15 protein-coding genes are annotated in these 20,681 nt (G+C 65.6%); 7 read left to right on the top strand and 8 right to left on the bottom strand.

The window, feature by feature from the left end; translation table 11 throughout:
* The coding region (recF, locus tag WBG82_RS15395) for a DNA replication/repair protein RecF (protein ID WP_424425720.1) at positions 1-832 on the top strand (832 nt) is incomplete at its 5' end.
* 32 nt (positions 833-864) lie between these two features.
* On the top strand, positions 865-3,303 hold the full coding sequence (gene gyrB, locus WBG82_RS15390; RefSeq protein ID WP_424425718.1) for a DNA topoisomerase (ATP-hydrolyzing) subunit B: 2,439 nt from the start codon (positions 865-867) through the stop codon (positions 3,301-3,303).
* An 81-nt stretch (positions 3,304-3,384) separates the two neighbouring features.
* On the opposite strand, the gene WBG82_RS15385 is transcribed toward gyrB, so the two are convergent.
* Positions 3,385-5,454: a methyl-accepting chemotaxis protein gene (locus WBG82_RS15385; protein ID WP_424425716.1), complete on the bottom strand. Its 2,070-nt coding sequence runs from the start codon at positions 5,452-5,454 to the stop codon at positions 3,385-3,387.
* 304 nt (positions 5,455-5,758) lie between these two features.
* On the opposite strand from WBG82_RS15385, the gene WBG82_RS15380 reads away from it, so the two are divergent.
* The gene (locus WBG82_RS15380; protein WP_424425714.1) at positions 5,759-8,080 is read left to right on the top strand and encodes a transglycosylase domain-containing protein; all 2,322 of its coding nucleotides are present in this window, start codon (positions 5,759-5,761) and stop codon (positions 8,078-8,080) included.
* Positions 8,081-8,091: 11 nt separating this feature from the next.
* Here the strand turns inward: WBG82_RS15380 and WBG82_RS15375 are convergent, their stop codons facing one another.
* The 4 genes from WBG82_RS15375 to WBG82_RS15360 form a co-directional block, all read right to left on the bottom strand.
* On the bottom strand, positions 8,092-8,895 hold the full coding sequence (locus WBG82_RS15375; RefSeq protein ID WP_424425712.1) for a M48 family metallopeptidase: 804 nt from the start codon (positions 8,893-8,895) through the stop codon (positions 8,092-8,094).
* Positions 8,896-9,053: 158 nt separating this feature from the next.
* Positions 9,054-10,352 carry a polyhydroxyalkanoate depolymerase gene (locus tag WBG82_RS15370; RefSeq protein ID WP_424425724.1) on the bottom strand — a complete coding sequence of 433 codons (1,299 nt, stop codon included), beginning with the start codon at positions 10,350-10,352 and terminating at the stop codon, positions 9,054-9,056.
* Positions 10,353-10,531: 179 nt separating this feature from the next.
* Entirely contained in the window at positions 10,532-12,223 is a 1,692-nt protein-coding gene (gene leuA / locus WBG82_RS15365) for a 2-isopropylmalate synthase (RefSeq protein ID WP_424425722.1), read from the bottom strand.
* A 371-nt stretch (positions 12,224-12,594) separates the two neighbouring features.
* A complete protein-coding gene (locus WBG82_RS15360; RefSeq protein ID WP_424425710.1) occupies positions 12,595-13,233 on the bottom strand; it encodes an SCO family protein in 639 nt (212 codons plus the stop codon).
* 270 nt (positions 13,234-13,503) lie between these two features.
* On the opposite strand from WBG82_RS15360, the gene WBG82_RS15355 reads away from it, so the two are divergent.
* The 4 genes from WBG82_RS15355 (at position 13,504) to WBG82_RS15340 (ending at position 17,717) form a co-directional block, all read left to right on the top strand.
* Positions 13,504-14,151, top strand: a complete 648-nt coding sequence (locus WBG82_RS15355) for an ankyrin repeat domain-containing protein (RefSeq protein WP_424425708.1) — start codon at positions 13,504-13,506, stop codon at positions 14,149-14,151.
* Between the two features lie 207 nt (positions 14,152-14,358).
* Complete coding sequence (locus WBG82_RS15350) at positions 14,359-15,417, top strand: MBL fold metallo-hydrolase (protein ID WP_424425706.1); 1,059 nt, start codon at positions 14,359-14,361, stop codon at positions 15,415-15,417.
* Between the two features lie 110 nt (positions 15,418-15,527).
* Complete coding sequence (locus WBG82_RS15345) at positions 15,528-16,934, top strand: ActS/PrrB/RegB family redox-sensitive histidine kinase (RefSeq protein WP_424425704.1); 1,407 nt, start codon at positions 15,528-15,530, stop codon at positions 16,932-16,934.
* A 213-nt stretch (positions 16,935-17,147) separates the two neighbouring features.
* On the top strand, positions 17,148-17,717 hold the full coding sequence (locus tag WBG82_RS15340; protein WP_424425702.1) for an ActR/PrrA/RegA family redox response regulator transcription factor: 570 nt from the start codon (positions 17,148-17,150) through the stop codon (positions 17,715-17,717).
* 111 nt (positions 17,718-17,828) lie between these two features.
* Here WBG82_RS15340 and WBG82_RS15335 read toward each other — a convergent pair whose 3' ends face one another.
* The 3 genes from WBG82_RS15335 to WBG82_RS15325 form a co-directional block, all read right to left on the bottom strand.
* A complete protein-coding gene (locus tag WBG82_RS15335; RefSeq protein WP_424425700.1) occupies positions 17,829-18,311 on the bottom strand; it encodes an MmcB family DNA repair protein in 483 nt (160 codons plus the stop codon).
* A 40-nt stretch (positions 18,312-18,351) separates the two neighbouring features.
* Positions 18,352-19,269 carry a phosphotransferase family protein gene (locus WBG82_RS15330; RefSeq protein ID WP_424425698.1) on the bottom strand — a complete coding sequence of 306 codons (918 nt, stop codon included), beginning with the start codon at positions 19,267-19,269 and terminating at the stop codon, positions 18,352-18,354.
* Between the two features lie 102 nt (positions 19,270-19,371).
* A complete protein-coding gene (locus WBG82_RS15325) occupies positions 19,372-20,487 on the bottom strand; it encodes a ferritin-like domain-containing protein (RefSeq protein WP_424425696.1) in 1,116 nt (371 codons plus the stop codon).
* Positions 20,488-20,681 lie beyond the last annotated feature (194 nt).

Genomic DNA, 20,681 nt, shown 5'->3' with positions numbered 1-20,681 from the left:
GTCCCGGACCGTGCGCATCGACGGCGCGCCAGCGGCCGGCGCGGGCGCGCTTGCCCGCCATGTGCGCGTCGTCTGGCTGACGCCCGCAATGGACCGCCTCTTCCTCGAAGGGGCATCCGACCGGCGGCAGTTCCTCGACCGCCTCGTCATGGGCTTCGATCCCGCCCATGGCACGCGCGTCAACGCCTATGAAAGGGCGCTGCGCGAGCGCAACCGGCTGCTCGCCGACGAGGCGCGCGACGATGTCTGGCTCGGCGCGCTGGAAGGCCAGATGGCCGAGCATGGCGTGGCGGTGGCCGCCGCCCGGCTCGAAACGCTGGCGCGCCTCAGAGGCGCGATCGAGGCGGCGAACGAGGTTCACTTTCCCCGCGCCGCGCTTGCGCTCGAAGGCATGCTCGAAGGGGCGCTGGCCGAACGGCCCGCCGTCGATGTCGAGGACGAGTTCGCCCGCCATCTCGCCGCCTCGCGCGCGCGCGACGCCGCCGCCGGCCGCACGCTCGAAGGCCCGCACCGCTCGGACCTTCTGGTGCGCTATCAGGCGAAGGACCGCGAGGCGCGGCTTTGCTCGACGGGCGAGCAGAAGGCTCTGCTGATCGGCATCGTGCTTGCCAATGCGCGGCTCCTTGCCGCTCGCGGGCTCGCACCGCTTCTGCTGCTCGACGAGATCGCGGCCCATCTCGATGAGGAGCGCCGCCGCGCCCTTTTCGAGGAGATCGTGGGCCTTGGCCTTCAGGCCTTCATGACGGGTACGGACCCGTTGCTCTTCGCCAGCCTCGGCTCGAGCGCGCAGTCACTCGAGGTGAGGCGCGGCATCATCGGAATTCTGAATTGAAATGATCGGCTTCAAGATCGTCAGGAGTGCTCATGTCCACCAGTAACAGCCCGGAAGAATACGGCGCCGATGCGATCAAGGTCCTGAAGGGCCTCGACGCGGTGCGAAAGCGCCCCGGCATGTATATCGGTGACACGGATGACGGCTCCGGCCTTCATCACATGGTCTATGAGGTCGTCGACAACTCGATCGACGAGGCGCTCGCGGGTTATTGCGATACCGTCACCGTGCGCCTCAACGCCGATGGCTCCGTCACCGTCGCCGACAATGGCCGCGGTATTCCGGTGGCGATCCACAAGAGCGAAGGCGTTTCCGCTGCCGAGGTCATCATGACCCAGCTCCATGCGGGCGGTAAGTTCGACCAGAATTCCTACAAGGTGTCGGGTGGTCTGCATGGCGTCGGCGTTTCGGTCGTGAACGCGCTTTCCGACTGGCTCGAGCTTCGCATCTGGCGGCGCGGCAAGGAGCACCGGATGCGCTTCGAGAACGGGGTGCCCAAGGGGCCGCTCGCCGTCGTCGGCGATGCGCCGCTGAAGGAGGATGGCGAACCGCGCACCGGCACAGAGATCACTTTCCATCCCTCGGCGCAGACCTTCTCGAAGCTCGAATTCGATTTCGGCACCCTCGAGCATCGCCTGCGCGAGCTTGCCTTCCTCAATTCCGGCATCAGGATCACGCTCTCCGATCATCGCGGCGTGGAGCCGAAGACGCTGCATCTGATGTATGAGGGCGGCCTGTCCGAATTCGTCCGCTTCCTCGATCGCATCAAGACGCCGCTCATCTCGAAGCCGATCTATGTCAGGGCGGAGCGCGACGGCATCAGCGTCGAAGCGTCGATGTGGTGGAACGACGGCTATCACGAGAACATGCTGTGCTTCACCAACAACATTCCCCAGCGCGACGGCGGCACGCATCTCGCGGGCTTCCGCGCCGCGCTTACGCGCGTCATCAACAATTACGCGAATGAAAGCGGCATCGCGAAGCGCGAGAAGGTGTCGCTGACGGGCGACGATGCGCGCGAGGGGCTCACCTGCGTGCTTTCGGTGAAGGTGCCCGATCCGAAATTCTCCTCCCAGACGAAGGACAAGCTCGTCTCGTCGGAAGTGCGTCCCGTGGTCGAAAGCCTCGTCAACGAGGCGCTGTCCTCATGGTTCGAGGAACACCCCACCGAAGCGAAGACCCTCGTCGGCAAGGTCGTCGAGGCGGCGGCCGCCCGCGAGGCGGCGCGCAAGGCGCGCGAGCTGACGCGCCGCAAGGGCGCGCTCGATGTCTCGAGCCTGCCGGGCAAGCTCGCCGACTGTCAGGAACGCGATCCGTCGAAGTCCGAACTCTTCATCGTCGAGGGCGATTCGGCCGGCGGCTCGGCCAAGCAGGCGCGCGACCGCGCCAATCAGGCCGTGCTCCCGCTGCGCGGCAAGATCCTCAATGTCGAGCGCGCGCGCTTCGACAAGATGCTGTCCTCGAACGAGATCGGCACGCTCATCACCGCGCTCGGAACAGGCATAGGCCGCGACGATTTCAATATCGAGAAGCTGCGCTACCACAAGATCATCATCATGACCGACGCCGACGTGGACGGCGCCCATATCCGCACCCTGCTGCTGACCTTCTTCTATCGTCAGATGCCGGAGATCATCGAGCGCGGCCACCTCTACATCGCGCAGCCGCCGCTCTACAAGGTGCGCCGCGGCTCCTCCGAAACCTATCTGAAGGACGAGCGCTCGCTGGAGGATTATCTCGTCTCGACGGGCCTCGAGGACATGGTGCTGACGCTCCATGACGGCTCGCAGCGTTCGCGCTCCGATCTGCGCGACATCGTCGAGAAGGCTCGCGCCATCCGCTCGGTGCTGAAGGGGCTGCCGCCCAAATATCCGCATTTCGTCGTCGAGCAGGCGGCCATCGCGGGCGCGCTGAACCCCAACGCGCTCGCCGAGAAGGAGCAGGCGCTTCAGGCCGCCGCCTATGTCGCCCGCCGCCTCGATCTCCTTTCCGACGAGACGGAGCGCGGCTGGGTGGGCGAGGTCACGCCCGATGGCGGCCTTGCCTTCCATCGCGACGTGCGCGGCGTGCGCGAGGACGTGCTGATCGACCCGCCGCTCATCGACAGTTCCGATGCGCGCCGTCTCGCCGTCTATTCGGCCCATCTCCAGGAAGTCTATATCAAGGCCGCGACGCTGAGGCGCAAGGACGACTCTCACGAGATCCGTTCGCCGACGCAACTTCTCGACGCGGTCTTCGCCGCCGGCACGAAGGGCATAACCATGCAGCGCTACAAGGGTCTCGGCGAGATGAACCCCGAGCAGCTCTGGGAAACGACGCTCGACAAGGAAGCCCGCTCGCTGCTTCAGGTGCGGGTGCGCGAACTCGACGATGCCGACGATCTCTTCGTGAAGCTGATGGGAGACGTGGTCGAGCCGCGCCGCGATTTCATCCGCGAAAACGCGCTCAACGTCGCCAATCTCGACATCTGAGGCGCCGGCACCGGATGCCGAATGAAAAAGGGAAGGACTTTCGGGTCCTTCCCTTTTCTTTTTGTCGGGTGATGCTTTCCGTCAGGCCGCCTTGACGGTGGAGAGGAAGCCTTCAACCTCCCGGCTCAGATCGCTCGAATTGCGTGCAAGCTCGCCTGCCGATTCGAGAACCTGCGTCGCCGCCACGCCCGTATCGGACGAGGCCTGACGCACATCCGTGATGGAGCGCGAGACTTCCTCCGTACCCTGAGCGGCCTGCTGCACGTTGCGCGAGATTTCGAGCGTCGCCGCGCCCTGCTCCTCCACCGCGGCGGCGATCGTTTCGGCGATCTCGCTCATCTCCTGAATGGTCGTGCCGATCCCCTTGATCGCCGCGACGGCCTGCTGGGTCGCCTCCTGGATCTGGACGATCTGGCTGGAAATCTCGTCCGTCGCCCGCGCGGTCTGGGTGGCGAGCGATTTCACCTCGGAGGCGACGACGGCAAAGCCCTTGCCCGCATCGCCCGCGCGTGCCGCCTCGATCGTCGCATTGAGGGCGAGAAGGTTCGTCTGCCCCGCAATGTCGTTGATGAGCTGGATGATCTCGCCGATCTTCTGCGCGCCGCCCGCGAGGTTCTGCACGACGCCGTCGGTCTGGTGCGCATCCTCGACGGCTCTGGAGGCGATCTTCGCCGAGGCCGAGACCTGCTTGGCGATCTCCTGGATCGAGGCGCTGAGTTCCTCGGTCGCGGTCGCCACCGTCTGCACATTGGCCGATGTCTGTTCGGCCGCCGAGGCGACCGTCAGCGCGCGGCTGTTGCCCTGTTCGGCGACGCTTGCCATCGAGGTTGCGGTCGCTTCCATTTCGGTCGCGGCCGCCGACAGCGCGCCGACCAGCGTGCCGACCTTCGCCTCGAAGGAGGATGCGAGTTCCTGCATCGTCCGGCGCTTTTCGGCGGCGGCGCGCCGCTCGTCCTCCTCATGCGCGCGCTTGACGCGCTCCATCTCGACCGCATTGTCCTTGAAGATCTGTACGGCGGCCGCCATCTGGCCGATTTCATCCTGCCGGTCGCGCGCCGGAACCTCGATCGAATGATCGCCGGCCGCGAGATGGCGCATCGCGTCCGTCATGCGGCGGACGGGTTTGGCGACCGCATTGCCGACGAAATAGGCGATGGCCGATGCGGCGAGAAGCGTCAGCAGGCCGATGAGAAGGCCGGTCATGGTGAGCTTGCTCGTGGCGGCGAAAAGCGTCGCCTCCGGCACTGTGACGACGACCGACCAGGGCGTCGCCATGCCGTTGAGCGTGATCGGCGCGGTAGCGCGGACAACGGCGGCGCCGGTCGAATCCTTCAGCGACGGGAAGAGAGCTTCCTTGCCGGCGGCCGCCGCATCGACGATCGCCTGGTCGAGGCCCTTCTCCGCCGCCTTCTGGCCGATCCAGTCGGCATGCCGGCTGGCGATATAGACGCCGCCATTGGAGACGACGGCGACATAGCCGGTGCCGAGCGGCTTGGCATCGGACACGAGTTCGCGCACGGAGCTGAGCTTGAGGTCCACGCCGCCCACGCCCGCGAACTGGCCGTGGACGCGGATCGGGAAGGCCATGGAGGTCATCAGTACGGTTTCGCCATTGACCTCGTAATTATAGGGCTCGATCGCGATCGGGCGATTGGCGGCCTTGGGAAGCTGGTAGTAGTCGCCGATGCCAGGCTTGTCGTAATCGGCGAGCGCGACGAGCGAGATGTCGCCCGCGGCCCCACGCACGAAATAGGGAATATAGCGGCCGGTCGCATCGTGCCCGGGCGTGTGGGCGAACATGGCGTCCTGCCCGTCAAAGGCGTTGGGCTCGAAGCCGACCCAGGTGCCGAGGATTGCGGGGTGGTCCGCAAGCGTCTGTTTCAGGAAGGCGTCGAAACCCTCCCGCGCCGTGGCGCGGGATTCCGCGGCCGCCGAGGCGGCGCTGACGATCGTCTCGGCGATGGCGATGTCGGCATTGAGAATGTTGGAAATGCGCGCCGCCTGCTCACGCGCCTGCGTGCGCATGACTTCCAGCGCCTGGTCATGCGCATAGCCGGAGCCGAGAAGCGTGAGCGTACTCGCCGAAATGGCGACGGCGCCTGTCGCCACCAGCGCGATAATCAGGATCAGTCTGAGAGAAAGCGATTTCATGCCTATTTTCCACCCCTGGAGCCGCTCGCCGATCCTTCGGCTGAAACAGCGGACCGATGGAGTTTTGGAAAGTTTCTTCTAGATTTCGTTAAATCGTCACGATTGCTTCTCGTCCCGCTTGCATTGCCTGAGCTTTGTGGACGAGGCGCGGCAGGGCCGGTCGGCACGCCCTGATTCGACCATGATTTTGTTTCATGTCGCGGGCGCCGCCGGCGGCGTTTGGCGGCGGGCCCGGCGGGCTGCTATTTTGACACCGCAAATCAGACCCCGGAGCCCGGCTCGGCAGGCTTTACGCAAGGCGGATATGGCATCGCACAAGGGAAGGCGTGGAGCGGGCGGCGGCAAGGGCCGGGGCGAGGGCCCGGGCGACTGGATGCTGCGCTATGTGCCGGGGCTCGGCTCCGTGCGCATCGGCGTCGATGCCAACCGGGAGAGCCCGCGCGTTCCGCCCGGCAAGGCCGCGAAGGAGCGCCCGCCCAAGGAAAAATCCAAGGCCGCCAGAAAACCGTCGCGGGCGAAGAGCGGCGTGAAGGGCATGGTCCTCCGCGCCGATGCGAGCGCCCGTTCGGTGCCCATGCTTTCGGCGCTGGCGGACGGGCGCAAGACGTCCCGCCAGGCCCCGCCGCCCCGCGCGCGCAAGCGTTCGGGCGGCATGCGCTTCATCCGCGGCCTGTTCTACTGGGTGCTCGTCCTCGGTCTCTGGGGGGCGATCGGCGTCGGCGGGCTTCTTTTCTACTATGCGATGTCGCTGCCGGACACGTCCGGCCTCTATGACGTCGCCCACACGCCCTCGCTCTCCATCGTTGCCGCCAATGGCGAGGCGCTGAGCCATCGCGGCGACCTCCTCGGCGGGCGCGTCGCGCTTTCCGATCTGCCCTCCTATGTGCCCGAGGCCGTCATCGCGACGGAGGATCAGCGCTTCTACTGGCATTTCGGCGTCGACCCGATCGGCCTCGCGCGCGCCCTCTATGAGAACTTTCGCGCAGGCACCGTCGTGCAGGGCGGCTCGACCATCACGCAGCAATTGGCCAAGAACGTCTTTCTGAAGCCCGATCGCACGATCCACCGCAAAATCCGGGAGATGCTGCTCGCGATCTGGCTCGAAGCCCGCTACTCGAAAGAGCAGATCCTGACGCTCTATCTCAATCGCGTCTATTTCGGCGGCGGCGCCTATGGCATCGAGGGCGCATCGGAGCGCTACTTCAAGAAGGCGGCTCGCAACCTCACCCTGTCGGAAGCGGCCATGCTCGCGGGGCTTCTCAAGGCGCCCTCGCATTATTCGCCGACCAACGACATCGACCTTGCGCGCCGCCGCGCATCCATCGTTCTCGGCAACATGGTCAATGCGGGCTACATCACGCCCGAGATGGCGCGCGAGGCGAATGCGCGCCCCGCGACGCTCGAAGGCTATTCGAGTTCGGGCTCGATCAATTATTTCGTCGACTGGATCGCCGATGCGCTTCCCGGCTTCGCGGGCGAGCCCAATACGGATCTCGTCGTCCGCACCACCATCGACCCCGCCATGCAGCGCGTGGCGGAGGAAGTGGTGGCGAAGGCGCTCGCCGAAATCGGCGCCAAGGTCGGCGCCACGCAGGCCGCCCTTGTCGCCATGACGCCGGACGGCGCCGTGCGCGCGATGGTCGGCGGCCGCTCCTATGCGCAGAGCCAGTTCAACCGCGCCGTGCAGGCGCAGCGCCAGCCCGGCTCCGCCTTCAAGCCGGTCGTCTATCTGGCGGCGATGGAGCATGGCCTCACGCCTGAGACCATGCGCATCGACCGGCCCGTCAGATATGGCAACTGGGCGCCGTCGAACTATTCCGGCCGTTTCGACGGGCCGATGAGCCTGCGCCGCGCGCTGGCGGAATCGGTCAACACCGTCGCCGTTCAGGTGGCCCAGGAGGTGGGCGTGCGAAACGTCATCCGCGCCGCCCACCGCCTCGGCGTTCAGGCGACGCTGCCGGCCAATCTCTCGCTCGCGCTCGGCACCTGCGACGTGAACCTGCTCGAACTCACCGGCGTTTATGCCGCCTTCGCCAATGGCGGTTACGGCGTCATTCCGCATGGCATCGACGAGGTTCACTCGCGCGATGGCGAGGAGCTTTATCGCCGCTCGGGCTCGGGCCTCGGCCGGGTGATGAGCGACGAGGTGCTGGGCGAGATGAACTACATGCTGCGCGGCGTGATGATCGACGGGACCGGACGCAAGGCGGCGCTTTCCGACCGGCCCACGGCAGGCAAGACCGGCACCAGCCAGGACTTCCGCGATGCCTGGTTCGTCGGCTACACGGCCGATCTCGTGGTCGGCGTGTGGGTCGGCAACGACAATCGCGCGCCCATGAAGAAAGTGACGGGAGGCAGCCTGCCCGCCACGATCTGGCACGATTTCATGGTCCGTACACAGACGGGCCTGCCGGTGGCGGACATTCCCGGCACCTATCCGCCGAGCGAGGGCGTGGCGCAGGCCGAGGAGCCGCAACAGGCGCCGGCGGGCGATCAGGGCGATCTCGATCCGAACCGCAGGCGCGACTGGGAGGAGCCGGGCTTCTTCGAGCGGCTGTTCGGCGCATCGTCGGCGAACGAGCCGCCCTCGGCGCTGGCGCCCGGACACCCGAACGACAATCGCTGAGGGGAAGCGCGTCAGTCCGCCGCAATGTCGAGATAGGGGCCCGCGCCGTAGCGATGGAGGCTCGGCCCGTTGACCTCGAGCCAGTTCTTCGCCGGCTCGTAATTGGGGAAAGCTTCCGCGACGAGCGCCCAGAAGCGCGGCCCGTGGTTCATGTAGCGCAGATGCGCGACCTCATGCGCCGCCACATATTCGAGCACATGCGGCGGCGCCATGATGAGGCGCCACGAGAAGGAAAGCGCGCGGGAAGTCGAGCACGATCCCCAGCGGCTCGTCTGGTCGCGCATGGTGATGCGCGAGGGGCGGACGCCGAAGATATCCGCATAGGCGAGCGCCTTTTCGTTGAGTTCGAGACGGGCCTGCGCCTTGAGCCAGTCACCGACGCGGCGCTGCACGAAGGCCGGATGGCCGGTCACGCGGATCTCCGGCAGGCCGCCCGTTTCCGCGGCGCGGACGCGCCAGACCGGGCCGCGCACGCTTTCGCCGACGCCCAGCGCCTCCGCGCGCCTCGCGCCGATATGGCGGATCAGATGTTCCTTGCCGCGAAAGGGAATATGCGCGCCGTTCTTGAAGGGGACGGGCGGGGGCACCTGCTCGAGGCGCTCGGCGATCCAGTCGCGCTGCTCATGCGCGAAGAGAAGGGCCTGCGCCATGTTGCGTCTTGATGGCGAGGTGACCTCGACGGAGCCCGCCGCCAGATCGACGCGCACGATGATGCGCCGCGCGCGCGGATTGTGTCGGGCGGTGACGGGCACCTTGCGTCCGTCTATGTCGAGATAGTCGATATGCAGCGAAGCCGCCTTGGCGGATTTGGGCATGGGGTGGCGAACTCTTTCACCAGTCGACTGAGCGCCGCCGGTGGCGGCCTGCGCGAGCCAGGATTGCTTCGAACGACGCGAAACACATAGAGCCGAATCATGACAAGCATGCCACGAATTCGCGCCGTCTTCGCGGGGCATCGTGGGGATGCCGAAATCTATTTGTTGCTGGACGTCACGTCCGCCGCCGGCCGCGCGCGCTCGGCCTTCGTTCTTGCCGGGGATCGCGTCCCGTGGCGGTCCATGAAGGCGCGGACGCGGGGTGCGATCTCCTCGCGCCAGCGCGAGCCGTTGAAGACGCCATAATGCCCGGCGCCCGGCTGCTCCCAGTGATCGCGCATCGAGGGGGCAAGCGCGCTGGCGAGCCTGTGGGCGGCCCTGGTCTGGCCGACGCCTGAAATGTCGTCCTTCTCGCCCTCCACCGTCATGAGCGCCGTCCGCGTGATGGCCTGCGGACGGACGGGCCTGCCGCGATGCATGAACTCGCCCTTGGGCAGAAGGTGGCGGACGAAGACCTCGTCCACGGTCTGCAGATAGAACTCCGCCGTCATGTCCATGACGGAAAGATATTCGTCATAGAACTCCCGGTGCTTCTGCGCGCTCTCGCCATCGCCTTTGACGAGATGGTCGAAAAAGTCCCAATGCGCGTCCATGTGCCGATCGATGTTCATCGCCATGAAGCCGGAAAGCTGGACGAAGCCGGGATAGACCCGCCGCATGACGCCCGGATAGGGGAAGGGCACGGTGGTGATGACATGGCGCTCGTACCATTCCGTCCCGCGCTCGGTCGCCAGCCGGTTCACTTCGGTCGGGCTTTCGCGCGTGTCGATCGGGCCGCCCATCAGCGTCATGCTGAGGGGGCTTGCCGGGTCCTTGTCCTCGTTCATGAGTGCGACGGCGGCGAAGACCGGCACCGAAGGCTGGCAGACCGCGAGCACATGAAGGTCGGGGCCGAGGGCCCGGCACATCTCGATCACGTAATCGATGTAGTCGTTGAGGTCGAAGCGGCCGAGCGCCAGCGGCACCATGCGGGCATCCGCCCAGTCGGTGATATAGACCTCGCAATGGGGCAGCATCGCCTCGACCGTGCCGCGCAGCAGCGTCGCGTAATGGCCCGACATCGGCGCGACGATGAGAAGCTTCGGCTGGGCGAGATCCCTGACGGCGGAAGGCTCGCGTTCGAAATGGATGACGCGGCCGAAGGAGCGCTCCCAGACGACGCGCTCGACCACCGGCACGGCGCGGCCGCCGATCTCCGTTTCGTCGAGGCCGAACTTCGGCTTGCCGTAACGCCGCGTCACATTCTCGAAAACTTCGAGCGCGGCAGCCCATGACTTGGCGCCGGGCGTCTCGGCAAAGGGATTGAGCGGATGGCGAAGGGCCCAGAGATTGAACTCGGCCGCCACGCGCAACGGCATCATGGCCGCATGATTGAGTTCGTAAAACTGATAGAGCACCATACACCTGCCTTCGACCCGCCCCGCGAATGGTGCGATGCAGCATAATATAGGGCTCTGCCGGGCGGACAGAAAGGCGATTCTTGTCTCGCTCTAAGTCTTTGTAATCGTTTCAGTTTCTTGGGAGACGACGAGGAGGCCCGGAAAGCGGGCCTCCTCGTCTCGTTCCTTTCCGGGGCTCAGGCCTTGCCCGCGAAGCGCTGCTTCTGCTCAGCGGCCGAATAGCGCCTGGCCACGCGGTTCGCGCCGCTGATCACAGCCTTGAAGGAGGCGGTGATGATGTTGGGGTCGATGCCAACGCCGAAAATATCGCCCGGCACGCCGTTTTCCGCCACCTCGACATAGGCGACGGCCTTGGCGTCCGCGCCCTGCCCGATCGAGCGCTCTTCATACTGGCGCACGAGCACCGGCACGGCGAGCGCCTGCATCAGCGCGTCGATCGGCCCGTTGCCGAGGCCGGTCACGGTTTCCTCGACACCGAGGCGGCGGATGCGGAGCTTGACGCCCTGCTGGCCGCCCTCGTCGAAGAGCGTGTGGCTCAGATATTCGAGCGGTTCCTTCGCCGTCAGATATTCCTTCTCGAAAATGCCGTAGATCTCGGCCGCGGACACTTCCTTGCCGGTGTCGTCCGTTACCTTCTGGACGGCGGCCGAGAATTCGACCTGCAACCGGCGCGGCAGGGCGAGGCCGTATTCAGTCTCCAGAAGATAGGAGATGCCGCCCTTGCCCGACTGGCTGTTGACGCGAATGATCGATTCATAGGTGCGTCCGACATCGGCCGGGTCGATCGGCAGATAGGGCACTTCCCAGATGTCGCTTTCCTTGCGCGCGGCGAAGCCCTTCTTGATCGCGTCCTGATGCGAGCCCGAAAAGGCCGTGAAGACGAGATCGCCCACATAGGGGTGGCGCGGATGGATGGGCAGCTGCGTGCAATATTCGACCGTGCGCGCGATCTCGTTGATCTGCGAGAAGTCGAGGCCGGGGTCGATGCCCTGGCTGTAGAGGTTCAGCGCCAGAGTGACGAGATCGACATTGCCCGTGCGCTCGCCATGGCCGAAGAGGCAGCCCTCGACCCGGTCGGCGCCCGCCATGACGGCGAGTTCCGTGGCCGCGACCGCCGTGCCGCGGTCGTTATGCGGATGGACGGAGATGACGATGCCGTCGCGGCGCTTCAGGTTCCTGTGCATCCATTCGATCTGGTCGGCATAGATGTTGGGCGTCGCCATTTCGACGGTGGCCGGCAGATTGATGATGACCTTGCGCTCGGGGTTCGCGTCCCACACCTCGGTCACCGCATCGACGACTTCCTTGGCGAAGTCGAGTTCGGTGCCCGAGAAGACCTCGGGGCTGTACTGGAAGGTCCAGTTGGTTTCGGGTTGTCTGGCCGCGAGCTCCTTGATCTGGCGCGCGCTTTCGGTCGCGATCGCCTTCACGCCCTGCTTGCCCTGATTGAAGACGATCTCGCGGAAGTTCGGCGCCGTCGCATTGTAGAAATGGAGAATGGCGTTCTTCGCGCCCCTGAGCGCCTCGAAGGTGCGCTCGATGAGTTCGGGCCGCGCCTGCGTCAGCACCTCGATATGCACGTCACCCGGCGCCTTGTTCTCCTCGATCAGCTTGCGGATGAAGCCGAAATCGGTATCGGAGGCGGCCGGAAAGCCTGCCTCGATATGCTTGAAGCCGATCCGCACCAGCATCTCGAACATGCGCATCTTGCGGTCGGCGTTCATGGGCTCGAAAAGGGCCTGATTGCCGTCGCGCAGATCGGTGCTCATCCAGATCGGCGGCCTGGTGATGACGTTATTGGGCCAGCGGCGATCGGGCAGGCTGATCGGCGGAAAGGCGCGATATTTCTCGGCAGGGTTCTTCAACATCATGTCTGTCTCCATGGAAAGGCGAAGGATGTGGCGGAGACGTGTCGTTGAAACACGGGACTGCCGGACTGCCACGGGCGCAAGGTCCGGCAGTCGGAGATAAGTCGCAAGCTGAAATTCGTTTTCATGACGGACCGCTGAAGGTCTTGCGCAAACGAGGCTCGCTCGCTGGCGCGTCGGACGGAATATCGGAAACTATGGGTGAGATCGTTCTATGTTCTGCGCTCAGGCGCAGAGAAGCCCGCGCTCCAGAAGGAGCGCGCCGGTAAGTTCGAGCGCTGCGGGCCATTTCCTGTCCATGGACGGAAAATAGGGGCGGGGAGGGCCATTCGTCAAGTCGCGGCCGCGCCAGGGGGCGCCGTCAGAGGGTCTCAGAGAAACGAGGCGATCTTTTCCGCCATCTGCTCCGGGCTCGTGCCGGGCGGGAAGAAGGTCAGGAACTTGCCGTCCGGCCCCATGAGATAGACGATCGAGGAGTGGTCGACCGTGTAGTCGTCGGCATGCGACTGGCCGTCCTCGGCCTCCTCCTTCACCTTTCCGTAATAGACCCGGTACTCCTTGGCGACGGCGGCGATCTGCTCGGTCGATCCGGTGAGGCCGATGAGGCGCGGGTCGAACTGCCTGACATATTTCGAGAGGAGTTCGGGCGTGTCGCGCTCCGGATCGACGGTGATGAAGATGGGCTGCACGTTCGCGGCCTTGTCGCCGAGCTTTTCCAGCGCGCCCGACATCATCTGCAATTCGGTCGGGCAGACATCCGGGCAGAAGGTGAAGCCGAAATAGATCAGCATGTATTTGCCACGGAAATCGGCATCGGTGACGGTCTTGCCCGTCTGATCGACAAGGGTGAAGGGGCCGCCGACCTTTGCTTCGCCGCTCGTCTGCACATCCGCGCCGCCCTCGCCGGACGGCCCCTTGCTGACGAAGCCGCCGTTCGGCCCGAGCGCCAGGGCGATGATGGCGGCAAGCGCGAGCGCGGCGATGATGATGATCAGACGATTGCGCGTCATTTGAACTCCTTCGATCGCGGCCGGCCGATCCTTCGCAAGCCGGAGCCGGGACGACGGGATTGTCCTTGAACACGGTTTAACCACAGCGGGGCGCGATGCGCAAAGCCGGTCGGGCCGCGCATCTGCCGCCGAGGAGCTTCTATGGCGGCTCGCAAAATGGAGGCGCGGGCCCACCCAAGGGTTCCAACGCGGCGTTCTGCGGCTATTCTGTGCGCGTCACGGGAGGCATGGGCCCGCTGGCATGAGAGCCTGGGCGAGGGGAGGAACTGGATGAGCGACGAAATGACACGCAAGAAGCGAACCGCATCGGCCCCGCGGCGCCGGAGCCCGCTGCGCGCCGCCTTTGCCGCCGCCGCTCTTCTTGTGCTTCCGTCCCTTGTCTGGCCCGCCGGCCACGCGCATGCCGTCAGCGATACGACGCCGGGTCAGAACATGCAGCTTCCCGATACCGAAATGGTCGAGGCGGCGCGCAGCGGCGACATGCAGGCGATCCGCCGGGCGATCATGCGCGGGCTGTCGCCCAATGACACGGGGCTCGGCAAGGTGCCGGCGATCATCGAGGCGACGGCGGGCGGCCATCTCGAGGCCGTCAAATATCTGCTCGACAATGGCGCGAAGCCGGCACTGCGCGCCAGGGACGGGCGGACCGCGCTTTCGGTCGCCGCCCAGACGGGCCGGGCCGACATCGCGACCGTGCTGCTCGATGCGGGCGCCGATCCCAACCAGACCGCCGAGAACAACGACACGCCGCTGATGATCGCCACCCGCGCGCACCGCACCAACGTCGTGCTGGTGCTGATCGCCCGCAAGGCCGATATCGAGGATACGGACATCACCGGCCGCACCGCGCTCGATTTCGCCGAGGAGCACCACTTCGACGATATCGCCACCGTGCTGCGCAAGGCGGGCGGGAACTGAGGCCGGCGCTCGCCGCCCCCTTTCCTGGCGGCGCTTGCGCTCCTATCTTTCAGGTCAGGAAGCGGAGCGTCGCCGACGTTCCACACCGAAACATGCCGAAAGCCAAGCGCCGGCGCGAATGTGCAACAGGGCGGCCCGGGCGACGGCGGATTGCGCTCAGGCAAGATGGACATATCCGACAAACTGCCACCCCGCCTCAAGGTTGCCGTGAAAAAAGGGGCCGCGAAGAAGGGGCGGCAGAAGCCCCCGGAGGGCGAAGCCGCTCAGGGGCGGCCCTTTCACCATCTGCCCGATGGCACCTTCCGCAATCCGAAGGGAAGCCCGAAGCGGAGCATGGGCAGGCTCAAGCATGCCGGGCCCTTCTTCTACGAGATGCTGAAGATCGGCATGCGCAAGGTGGATGTGCCGGAGGGTCACGTGCTGCCGCGCGCCGAGGCCGTGCGTTCGCTCGGCGAACATGCGGCCGAGCCCGGCGACTTCCTAACCTGGCTCGGACATGCCGCCTTCCTCATCCGCATCGGCGGGCTCAATGTGCTCACCGATCCCTATCTGACGAGCTATGCAGGGCCCGCCGGCCTCGGCCCGCGCCGCTTCGTCAAATGCGGCATCCCCATGTCGGCGCTGCCACGCATCGACCTTCTCGTCGTCAGCCACAATCACTACGACCATCTCGACGAGCGCGCGCTCGCCCGCCTGCCCGACAAGGCGCATATGACCGTCGTCGTGCCGCTCCGGCTCGCATCCTTCTTCCACGAGCGCGGCTTTCCCAATGTCGTCGAACTCGACTGGCATGAGAGCCACAAGGTGAAGGGCGTGACGGTGACGGCGCTTCCCGTCGTCCATTGGTCGCGCCGCTCGGGCTTCGACACCAACCGCACGCTCTGGGCGGGCTTCGCGCTCAGGAGCAAGGACCACAATCTCTTCTTCGGCGGGGATTCGGGCTATGGGCCCGTCTTCAAGGAACTGGGCGCGCAATACGGGCCCTTCGATACCGCGCTTCTCGGCATCGGCGCCTATGAGCCCCGCGTGATGATGAAGGCCTCCCACGCCAATCCCGAAGAGGCGGTGCAGATGGGGCTCGATCTGCGCGCCCGCCGCCTCGTCGGCATGCATTGGGGGACCGTCCTCCTCACCGTCGAGCCGCCCTTCGAGCCGCCGGAACGCTTCCTCAAGGCGGGCGCCGAACAGGGCATCGCCCCGAGCGATCTCTGGATCATGGCGATCGGCGAGACGCGCCCGCTCAGGGGCTGGCCTTCCAACGAATGAGCCCGGCGACGAACGGGCTCTGCGCAGGCTCTGCGTTGTCTTGCGCAGGTGAGAGGGCGCCCCGTTCGCGCTAGACTTCGCCCGTCGCAAACGAGCAGGGGACCTATCGCATGGCCGTCGTCGAGGATCATGGAAGCATGCGCTGGCTGAGGCGCCGGTTTCTCGCCGGCGGCAACGCCGCAACGCTCAACATCAGCGACGAGGCAGGGCGGGTGCGCCTGCAGACGCTGGTGCTTCTGCGCTGGCTCGCCCTTGCCGGTCAGCTCCTCGCCGTGCTCATCGTCAATCTGGGGCTCGGCTTTCCGCTGCCTCTCGGGCTCTGCCTCGCCGCCATCGCCGCGTCCGCCTGGCTCAATGTCTTTCTGACGCTGCGCTACCGCACCACGATTCGCCTGCCGGACTGGCAGGCCGCGGCCTATTTCGCCATCGACCTGATGCAGCTCGCCGTTCTGCTCTTTCTGACCGGCGGTCTCGAAAATCCCTTCGCGCTGCTCTTCATGGCGCCCGTCACCATTTCCGCGACGACGCTCTCGCTCAGAAGCACGATCCTGCTTCTGGCGCTGTCCATCGTCTATGTGACGCTGCTCGCCTTTTTTCACATGCCGCTTCCCTGGGTGCAGGGCGAGCCCTTCGCCATGCCGTCGCTCTATGTGCTCGGCATCTGGATCGCGATCACGCTCGGCCTTTGCTTCATGGCGGCCTATGCCTGGCGGATCTCGCAGGAATCGCGGCGCATGTCGGCGGCGCTCGCCGCGACGCAATTCGTGCTCGCGCGCGCCCAGCGCCTCTCCGCGCTCGACGGCCTCGCCGCCGCCGCCGCTCATGAGCTCGGCACGCCGCTCGGCACCATCTCGCTCGTCGCCAAGGAGCTTCAGCGCGGCGGCATCGACCCCGCGGAGATGAAAGACGACCTCGAGCTTCTGCGAAGCCAGGCCGAGCGCTGCAAGGACATTCTCTCGCGCCTTTCGCGCGAGCCGAAAGGCGAGGACGCCATCTATTCGCGCCTGCCGCTTCATGTGCTGCTCGACGAGATCATCGCGCCCCATCGCGACATGGATGTGCGCTTCACCGTTTCGGTCGCGAAGGGCGATGCGGATGCCGACGAGCCGCTGATCTGGCGCCGCCCCGAAATCCTCTACGGTCTTGGCAACTTCATCGAGAACGCGGCCGACTTCGCCCGCTCCGAGGTCACGCTCTCCGTCCGCTACGACCGAAAGACCATCGCCATCTCGATCACCGATGACGGGCCGGGCTTCGCGCCGGAGGTGATCGAGCGGCTGGGAGAGCCCTATGTAACCACGCGGCCGCGGGCGCCGCGCATGGGAAGGGGCGGCGAGCCCGGAAGCGAGCATGAGGGGCTCGGGCTTGGCTTCTTCATTGCCAAGACGCTTCTTGAACGCAGCCGCGCCCGTGTCGGCATCGCCAATCGCGACGATGAGACGCAGGGCGCCGTTGTCACCGTGGTTTGGCCGCGCGAGGCGATCGAGGCAGAATCGGCCTTTCCGATGCCGGCCTAAGGGTATCGGGCTTCGATCTAAGCATTTCCGCGCCAATGTCGTCCGGAAACGCGACGATTGGAGAAGCCGGAGCATCCGTTTTGACGCCGTCGGAACGGGAAATGTTCTAGGGAGTTTCCCGGAGTTGGCCCCCTGCGGCCAATCGTCCTAAAATCGCCATGACAGGAAGCGGCATGACGCCGTGGAGCGCGAAGGAAGGCGAGCGAAGAGAAAATGGCAGAGAAGACAGAAGATCAGGGCGCCGCACCTTTCATCCCCGATGACCGGACGCTTCTTCTCGTCGATGACGATGCGCCCTTCCTGACAAGGCTCGCCCGCGCGATGGAGCAGCGCGGCTTCGAGGTGATGTCGGCGGGCACGATCCGCGAAGGCAAGGACCTTGCGCGCACGAGGAAGCCCGCCTTCGCCGTGATCGACCTTCGGCTCGAGGATGGCAACGGCCTCGATGTCGTGGCCGCCATTCAGGAGGCCCGGCCCGAGGCGCGCATCGTGGTGCTGACGGGCTACGGCAATATCGCGACGGCAGTCGCCGCGGTGAAACTTGGCGCGGTCGATTATCTGGCCAAGCCTTCCGATGCCGACGCGATCGAGGATGCGCTTCTCGCGCGAGGCGGCGACAAGGCGACGCCGCCGGAAAATCCGATGTCGGCCGATCGCGTGCGCTGGGAGCATATCCAGCGCGTCTACGAGCTTTGCGACCGCAACGTCTCCGAGACCGCGCGCCGCCTCAACATGCACCGCCGCACGCTTCAGCGCATCCTCGCCAAGCGCGCGCCGAAATAGGCACGCTCTCCGCCCGGCGGAAGCAGATGCGCCACCGATCCTTGATCCGCATCGACATTTGTCCGCGAGGGTCCGGATCGCGTCTCACGGCAGTACGTTATACGTACAATGTCAAATCTGCTCCGGATCGAGGAAGCGATAGACGCGCCGCGCGGCGACGCGGGCGCATTGCAGCGTCAGCGCCTTGCGCCGCGCGGGCGGCAGCGGCGCGTCATGCTCGCCTTCGCGCAGGATTTCCGCTTCGTATTTGTCCGCGACGATGAGCCCGACCTCGACGGGAATGACCTCGCGCGGAAAATCCGGCGGCACGGCGAAATAGAAGCGGTCGCAATAGTCGAGATACTCTTCCCACTTCCCGTCGGTGAGATAGTCGGTGAGGCTCGACTTGATTTCGACGATGATGATTTCGCCCTTGGGTCCGAGCGCGATGATGTCGACGCGCCGCCCGGTCTGGAGCGTGAGTTCCGTCAGCGCGGAATAGTTCATCTGCGCGAGAAGCCGCCCGCAGCCGCGCTGCACGGCCGCCGCCGTCGCCGACTGGCGGCCGTCGAAGGCCTGAAACGAATCCTCGATCTCGTCGCTGAATTTGGCCATGGGCGAAGCTACGCCCGGCCGCCCCGGTCCCGCAAGCGCCTCACGAAAGCCCGGCCCGCTCCATGCAGTGACGAAAGAAGCCTGACCGGCGCATCGCATCGCGCGGATGGCCCGCCTGTCCATGAAGCGCGATTGTGGTGAGCGCATTGGCGGCGACGGCGAGGTAATAGATGTCGAGATCGGGGCTCTTGCCCGTGCGCGCTGCATAGCCGCGGAAGACCGCATCGCGCAATGTGCCTGTCTCTTCGAGGTGGCGGAAATCCGCCTCGGCTAGGCTCCATCCCGCTTCGGCGAGATCAACGAAGCCGAGCCTGTTGCCCATGTCGATGATGTTATCGGTGTTGAGGTCGCCGTGAATGAAGACGAGGCGGCCCCTGGCGATCTGTCCGGCCCAGGCGTCTGCGAGCTGGTCGGCGGCATCGTGAAGCCCCGGCTGGCCGAGGCGGCTGCGGGCAAGCCCGATGGTGCGCGCGATCGTGTCGCCGAGCTTGATCCCTGCTGTCTGCGCGCGCTCCGTCGCGTGCCGGCTGAAGTCGGCGATGGCGGCGCCGATCCGCTCGCCGAGCCGGTCGCGCGCTTGCCCGCTGGCGCCATAAGGGCTCGTTGCCGAGAGCGGCTTGCCTGCGAGACGTGTGAGGCGCAACCAGCCCGCGAGCGGCGGCGCGGAGCCGATATAGGCGTTGCCGAAGGTGCCATGCGCGATGAGCCGCGGCACCTTGACATAATCGGTCGCAAGCCCGCCAAGCGCCGAAAGCGCGATCGTCTCGCGCAGGTGAAGCGCCTCGCCAGAGCCGAGCCCGCCATGGCGGCGGGTGAGCTTGAGCACCGTCCCGTCGCCGAGATCGTGCACGCTCCCCCACACGCCTTCGCCGATAAGATCCCAGGGCGGAGGCGGCAGATCGGCCGTCTCGGCCGCGAGGATCGAATGCAGGGCTTTGCCCGTCTGTGTGTCCAACATGCGCGCGACACTATCAGCAGCGCGCGCGGGATGGCACGAAAAAGGGGCGGCCCCTGAGAGCCGCCCCCGAGAGTCGCCACTTGTGTCGCTCGGTGCCCGGACTTACTCGGCGGCGACGGCCGTCTTCTTGCCGGCGAAGTTCACGGTCTTGAGGAAGGCGATGCCCTGCTCGGCGATGTCGTCGCCGACCATGCGGTCATCCTCGTTCCGGAGTTCCTCCATATCGACATAGATCGCATAGAAGGGCTTCGTGCGCTCGGTGATGATGCCGGCCTTGAGAAGCGTCTTCACCAGCACACGGAAGACATTGGCCGCGTCCTTCATGCCTTCGCGGCGGTCTTCATCCGTCACCGCCTCGAGCATCTCGGCCTGCACCTTCTGCCAGTCGAGGCCGAACTCGGCATAGAGGATCTTCTTCTGCTCGGGGTTCACGAGATTGAACAGAAGCGTCTGGAAGACGTTCGCCGCCCAGTCCTCGATGATGTCGCGCTCTTCCTGCGTGAGCTTCGGGATCGTGCGGTCGGCCCAGATCTTCCCGAACTTGTGGTGGAAGGCTTCATCCGTCATGGCGAGCTGGCAGAGCTTGACGATGAGCGGATCGCGCGCCGTGTTGAAGAAGGTCGCGAAGGTGCCCATCGCCAGCCCCTCGACGAGAAGCTGCATGCCGACGATCTTCTTGTAGACCTCCTTGGCGTTGACCATCTCGGCGAGCAGGTTGCCGAGCGTCTCGCCGACGGGGAGCGGCTTGCCCCAGCGCGACTGCACATATTTGGCGAAGGCGGTGACGTGGCGGGCCTCTTCGCGCGCCTGGTTGGCGGCATATTCCTGTGCGCCCGGATCGAGAAGGATGTGGCAAAGCGAGGCCGACAGGTTGAGGGCTCCCTGCTCGCCATGCAGGATCGCCGACATCATCCAGTGCGCCGTCTCGTTGACGAACTTCACCTTCTGCTTTTCCGACAGCGCCTCGAAGCAGGGCAGCTTCAGCTCCGGCACGAGATCGGGCGAGATCAGCATCTCGTTCTCGATGTCGAAGGGCTCGGAGAAGTCGATATAGCGCTTGTCGAGCGGATCCCAGAAATGGTCGTGAGTGGCCGAGATGATCTTGTCGAAAGCGCTCGAGCGCCGATTGTAGCGCTCGGTATTCATCATCGCCTCGAAATCGTCGGGCGACACGGCGTCATAGGCGTTGTCCTTCGTGATCTGCCGGGCTTCGGTCATGCCCCTCTCTCCCTTTGCGGTTGGGCGGCGTCCAGAGGCGCCGCTTTAAACTCACAAAAAGAATATGGATATGAGCGCGGGCCTGGCTATACGTAAAATGACGCATGCGTCAACTTTACGCGCCCCTTTCCATAAGCCGGGAGATCCAAATGACCAGCGCTTCAAATGAAAAGGGCGGCTCCGTGGGAGCCGCC

Source organism: Parvibaculum sp. (assembly GCF_049671045.1).
Lineage (GTDB): Bacteria > Pseudomonadota > Alphaproteobacteria > Parvibaculales > Parvibaculaceae > Parvibaculum.
The sequence above is the reverse complement of the archived record's forward strand: the minus strand, read 5'-3'. Positions and strand labels throughout refer to the sequence as shown.

Bases quoted from the DNA above. Each gene is read 5' to 3' on its own strand.
- WBG82_RS15325 (WP_424425696.1), bottom strand. From the start codon at position 20,487: ATGACCGAAGCCCGGCAGATCACGAAGGACAACGCCTATGACGCCGTG.
- WBG82_RS15335 (WP_424425700.1), bottom strand. From the start codon at position 18,311: ATGGCCAAATTCAGCGACGAGATCGAGGATTCGTTTCAGGCCTTCGAC.
- WBG82_RS15375 (WP_424425712.1), bottom strand. From the start codon at position 8,895: ATGCCCAAATCCGCCAAGGCGGCTTCGCTGCATATCGACTATCTCGAC.
- WBG82_RS15385 (WP_424425716.1), bottom strand. From the start codon at position 5,454: ATGAAATCGCTTTCTCTCAGACTGATCCTGATTATCGCGCTGGTGGCG.
- WBG82_RS15360 (WP_424425710.1), bottom strand. From the start codon at position 13,233: ATGACGCGCAATCGTCTGATCATCATCATCGCCGCGCTCGCGCTTGCC.
- WBG82_RS15355 (WP_424425708.1), top strand. From the start codon at position 13,504: ATGAGCGACGAAATGACACGCAAGAAGCGAACCGCATCGGCCCCGCGG.
- WBG82_RS15380 (WP_424425714.1), top strand. From the start codon at position 5,759: ATGGCATCGCACAAGGGAAGGCGTGGAGCGGGCGGCGGCAAGGGCCGG.
- gyrB (WP_424425718.1), top strand. From the start codon at position 865: ATGTCCACCAGTAACAGCCCGGAAGAATACGGCGCCGATGCGATCAAG.
- WBG82_RS15330 (WP_424425698.1), bottom strand. From the start codon at position 19,269: ATGTTGGACACACAGACGGGCAAAGCCCTGCATTCGATCCTCGCGGCC.
- WBG82_RS15345 (WP_424425704.1), top strand. From the start codon at position 15,528: ATGGCCGTCGTCGAGGATCATGGAAGCATGCGCTGGCTGAGGCGCCGG.
- WBG82_RS15340 (WP_424425702.1), top strand. From the start codon at position 17,148: ATGGCAGAGAAGACAGAAGATCAGGGCGCCGCACCTTTCATCCCCGAT.
- leuA (WP_424425722.1), bottom strand. From the start codon at position 12,223: ATGTTGAAGAACCCTGCCGAGAAATATCGCGCCTTTCCGCCGATCAGC.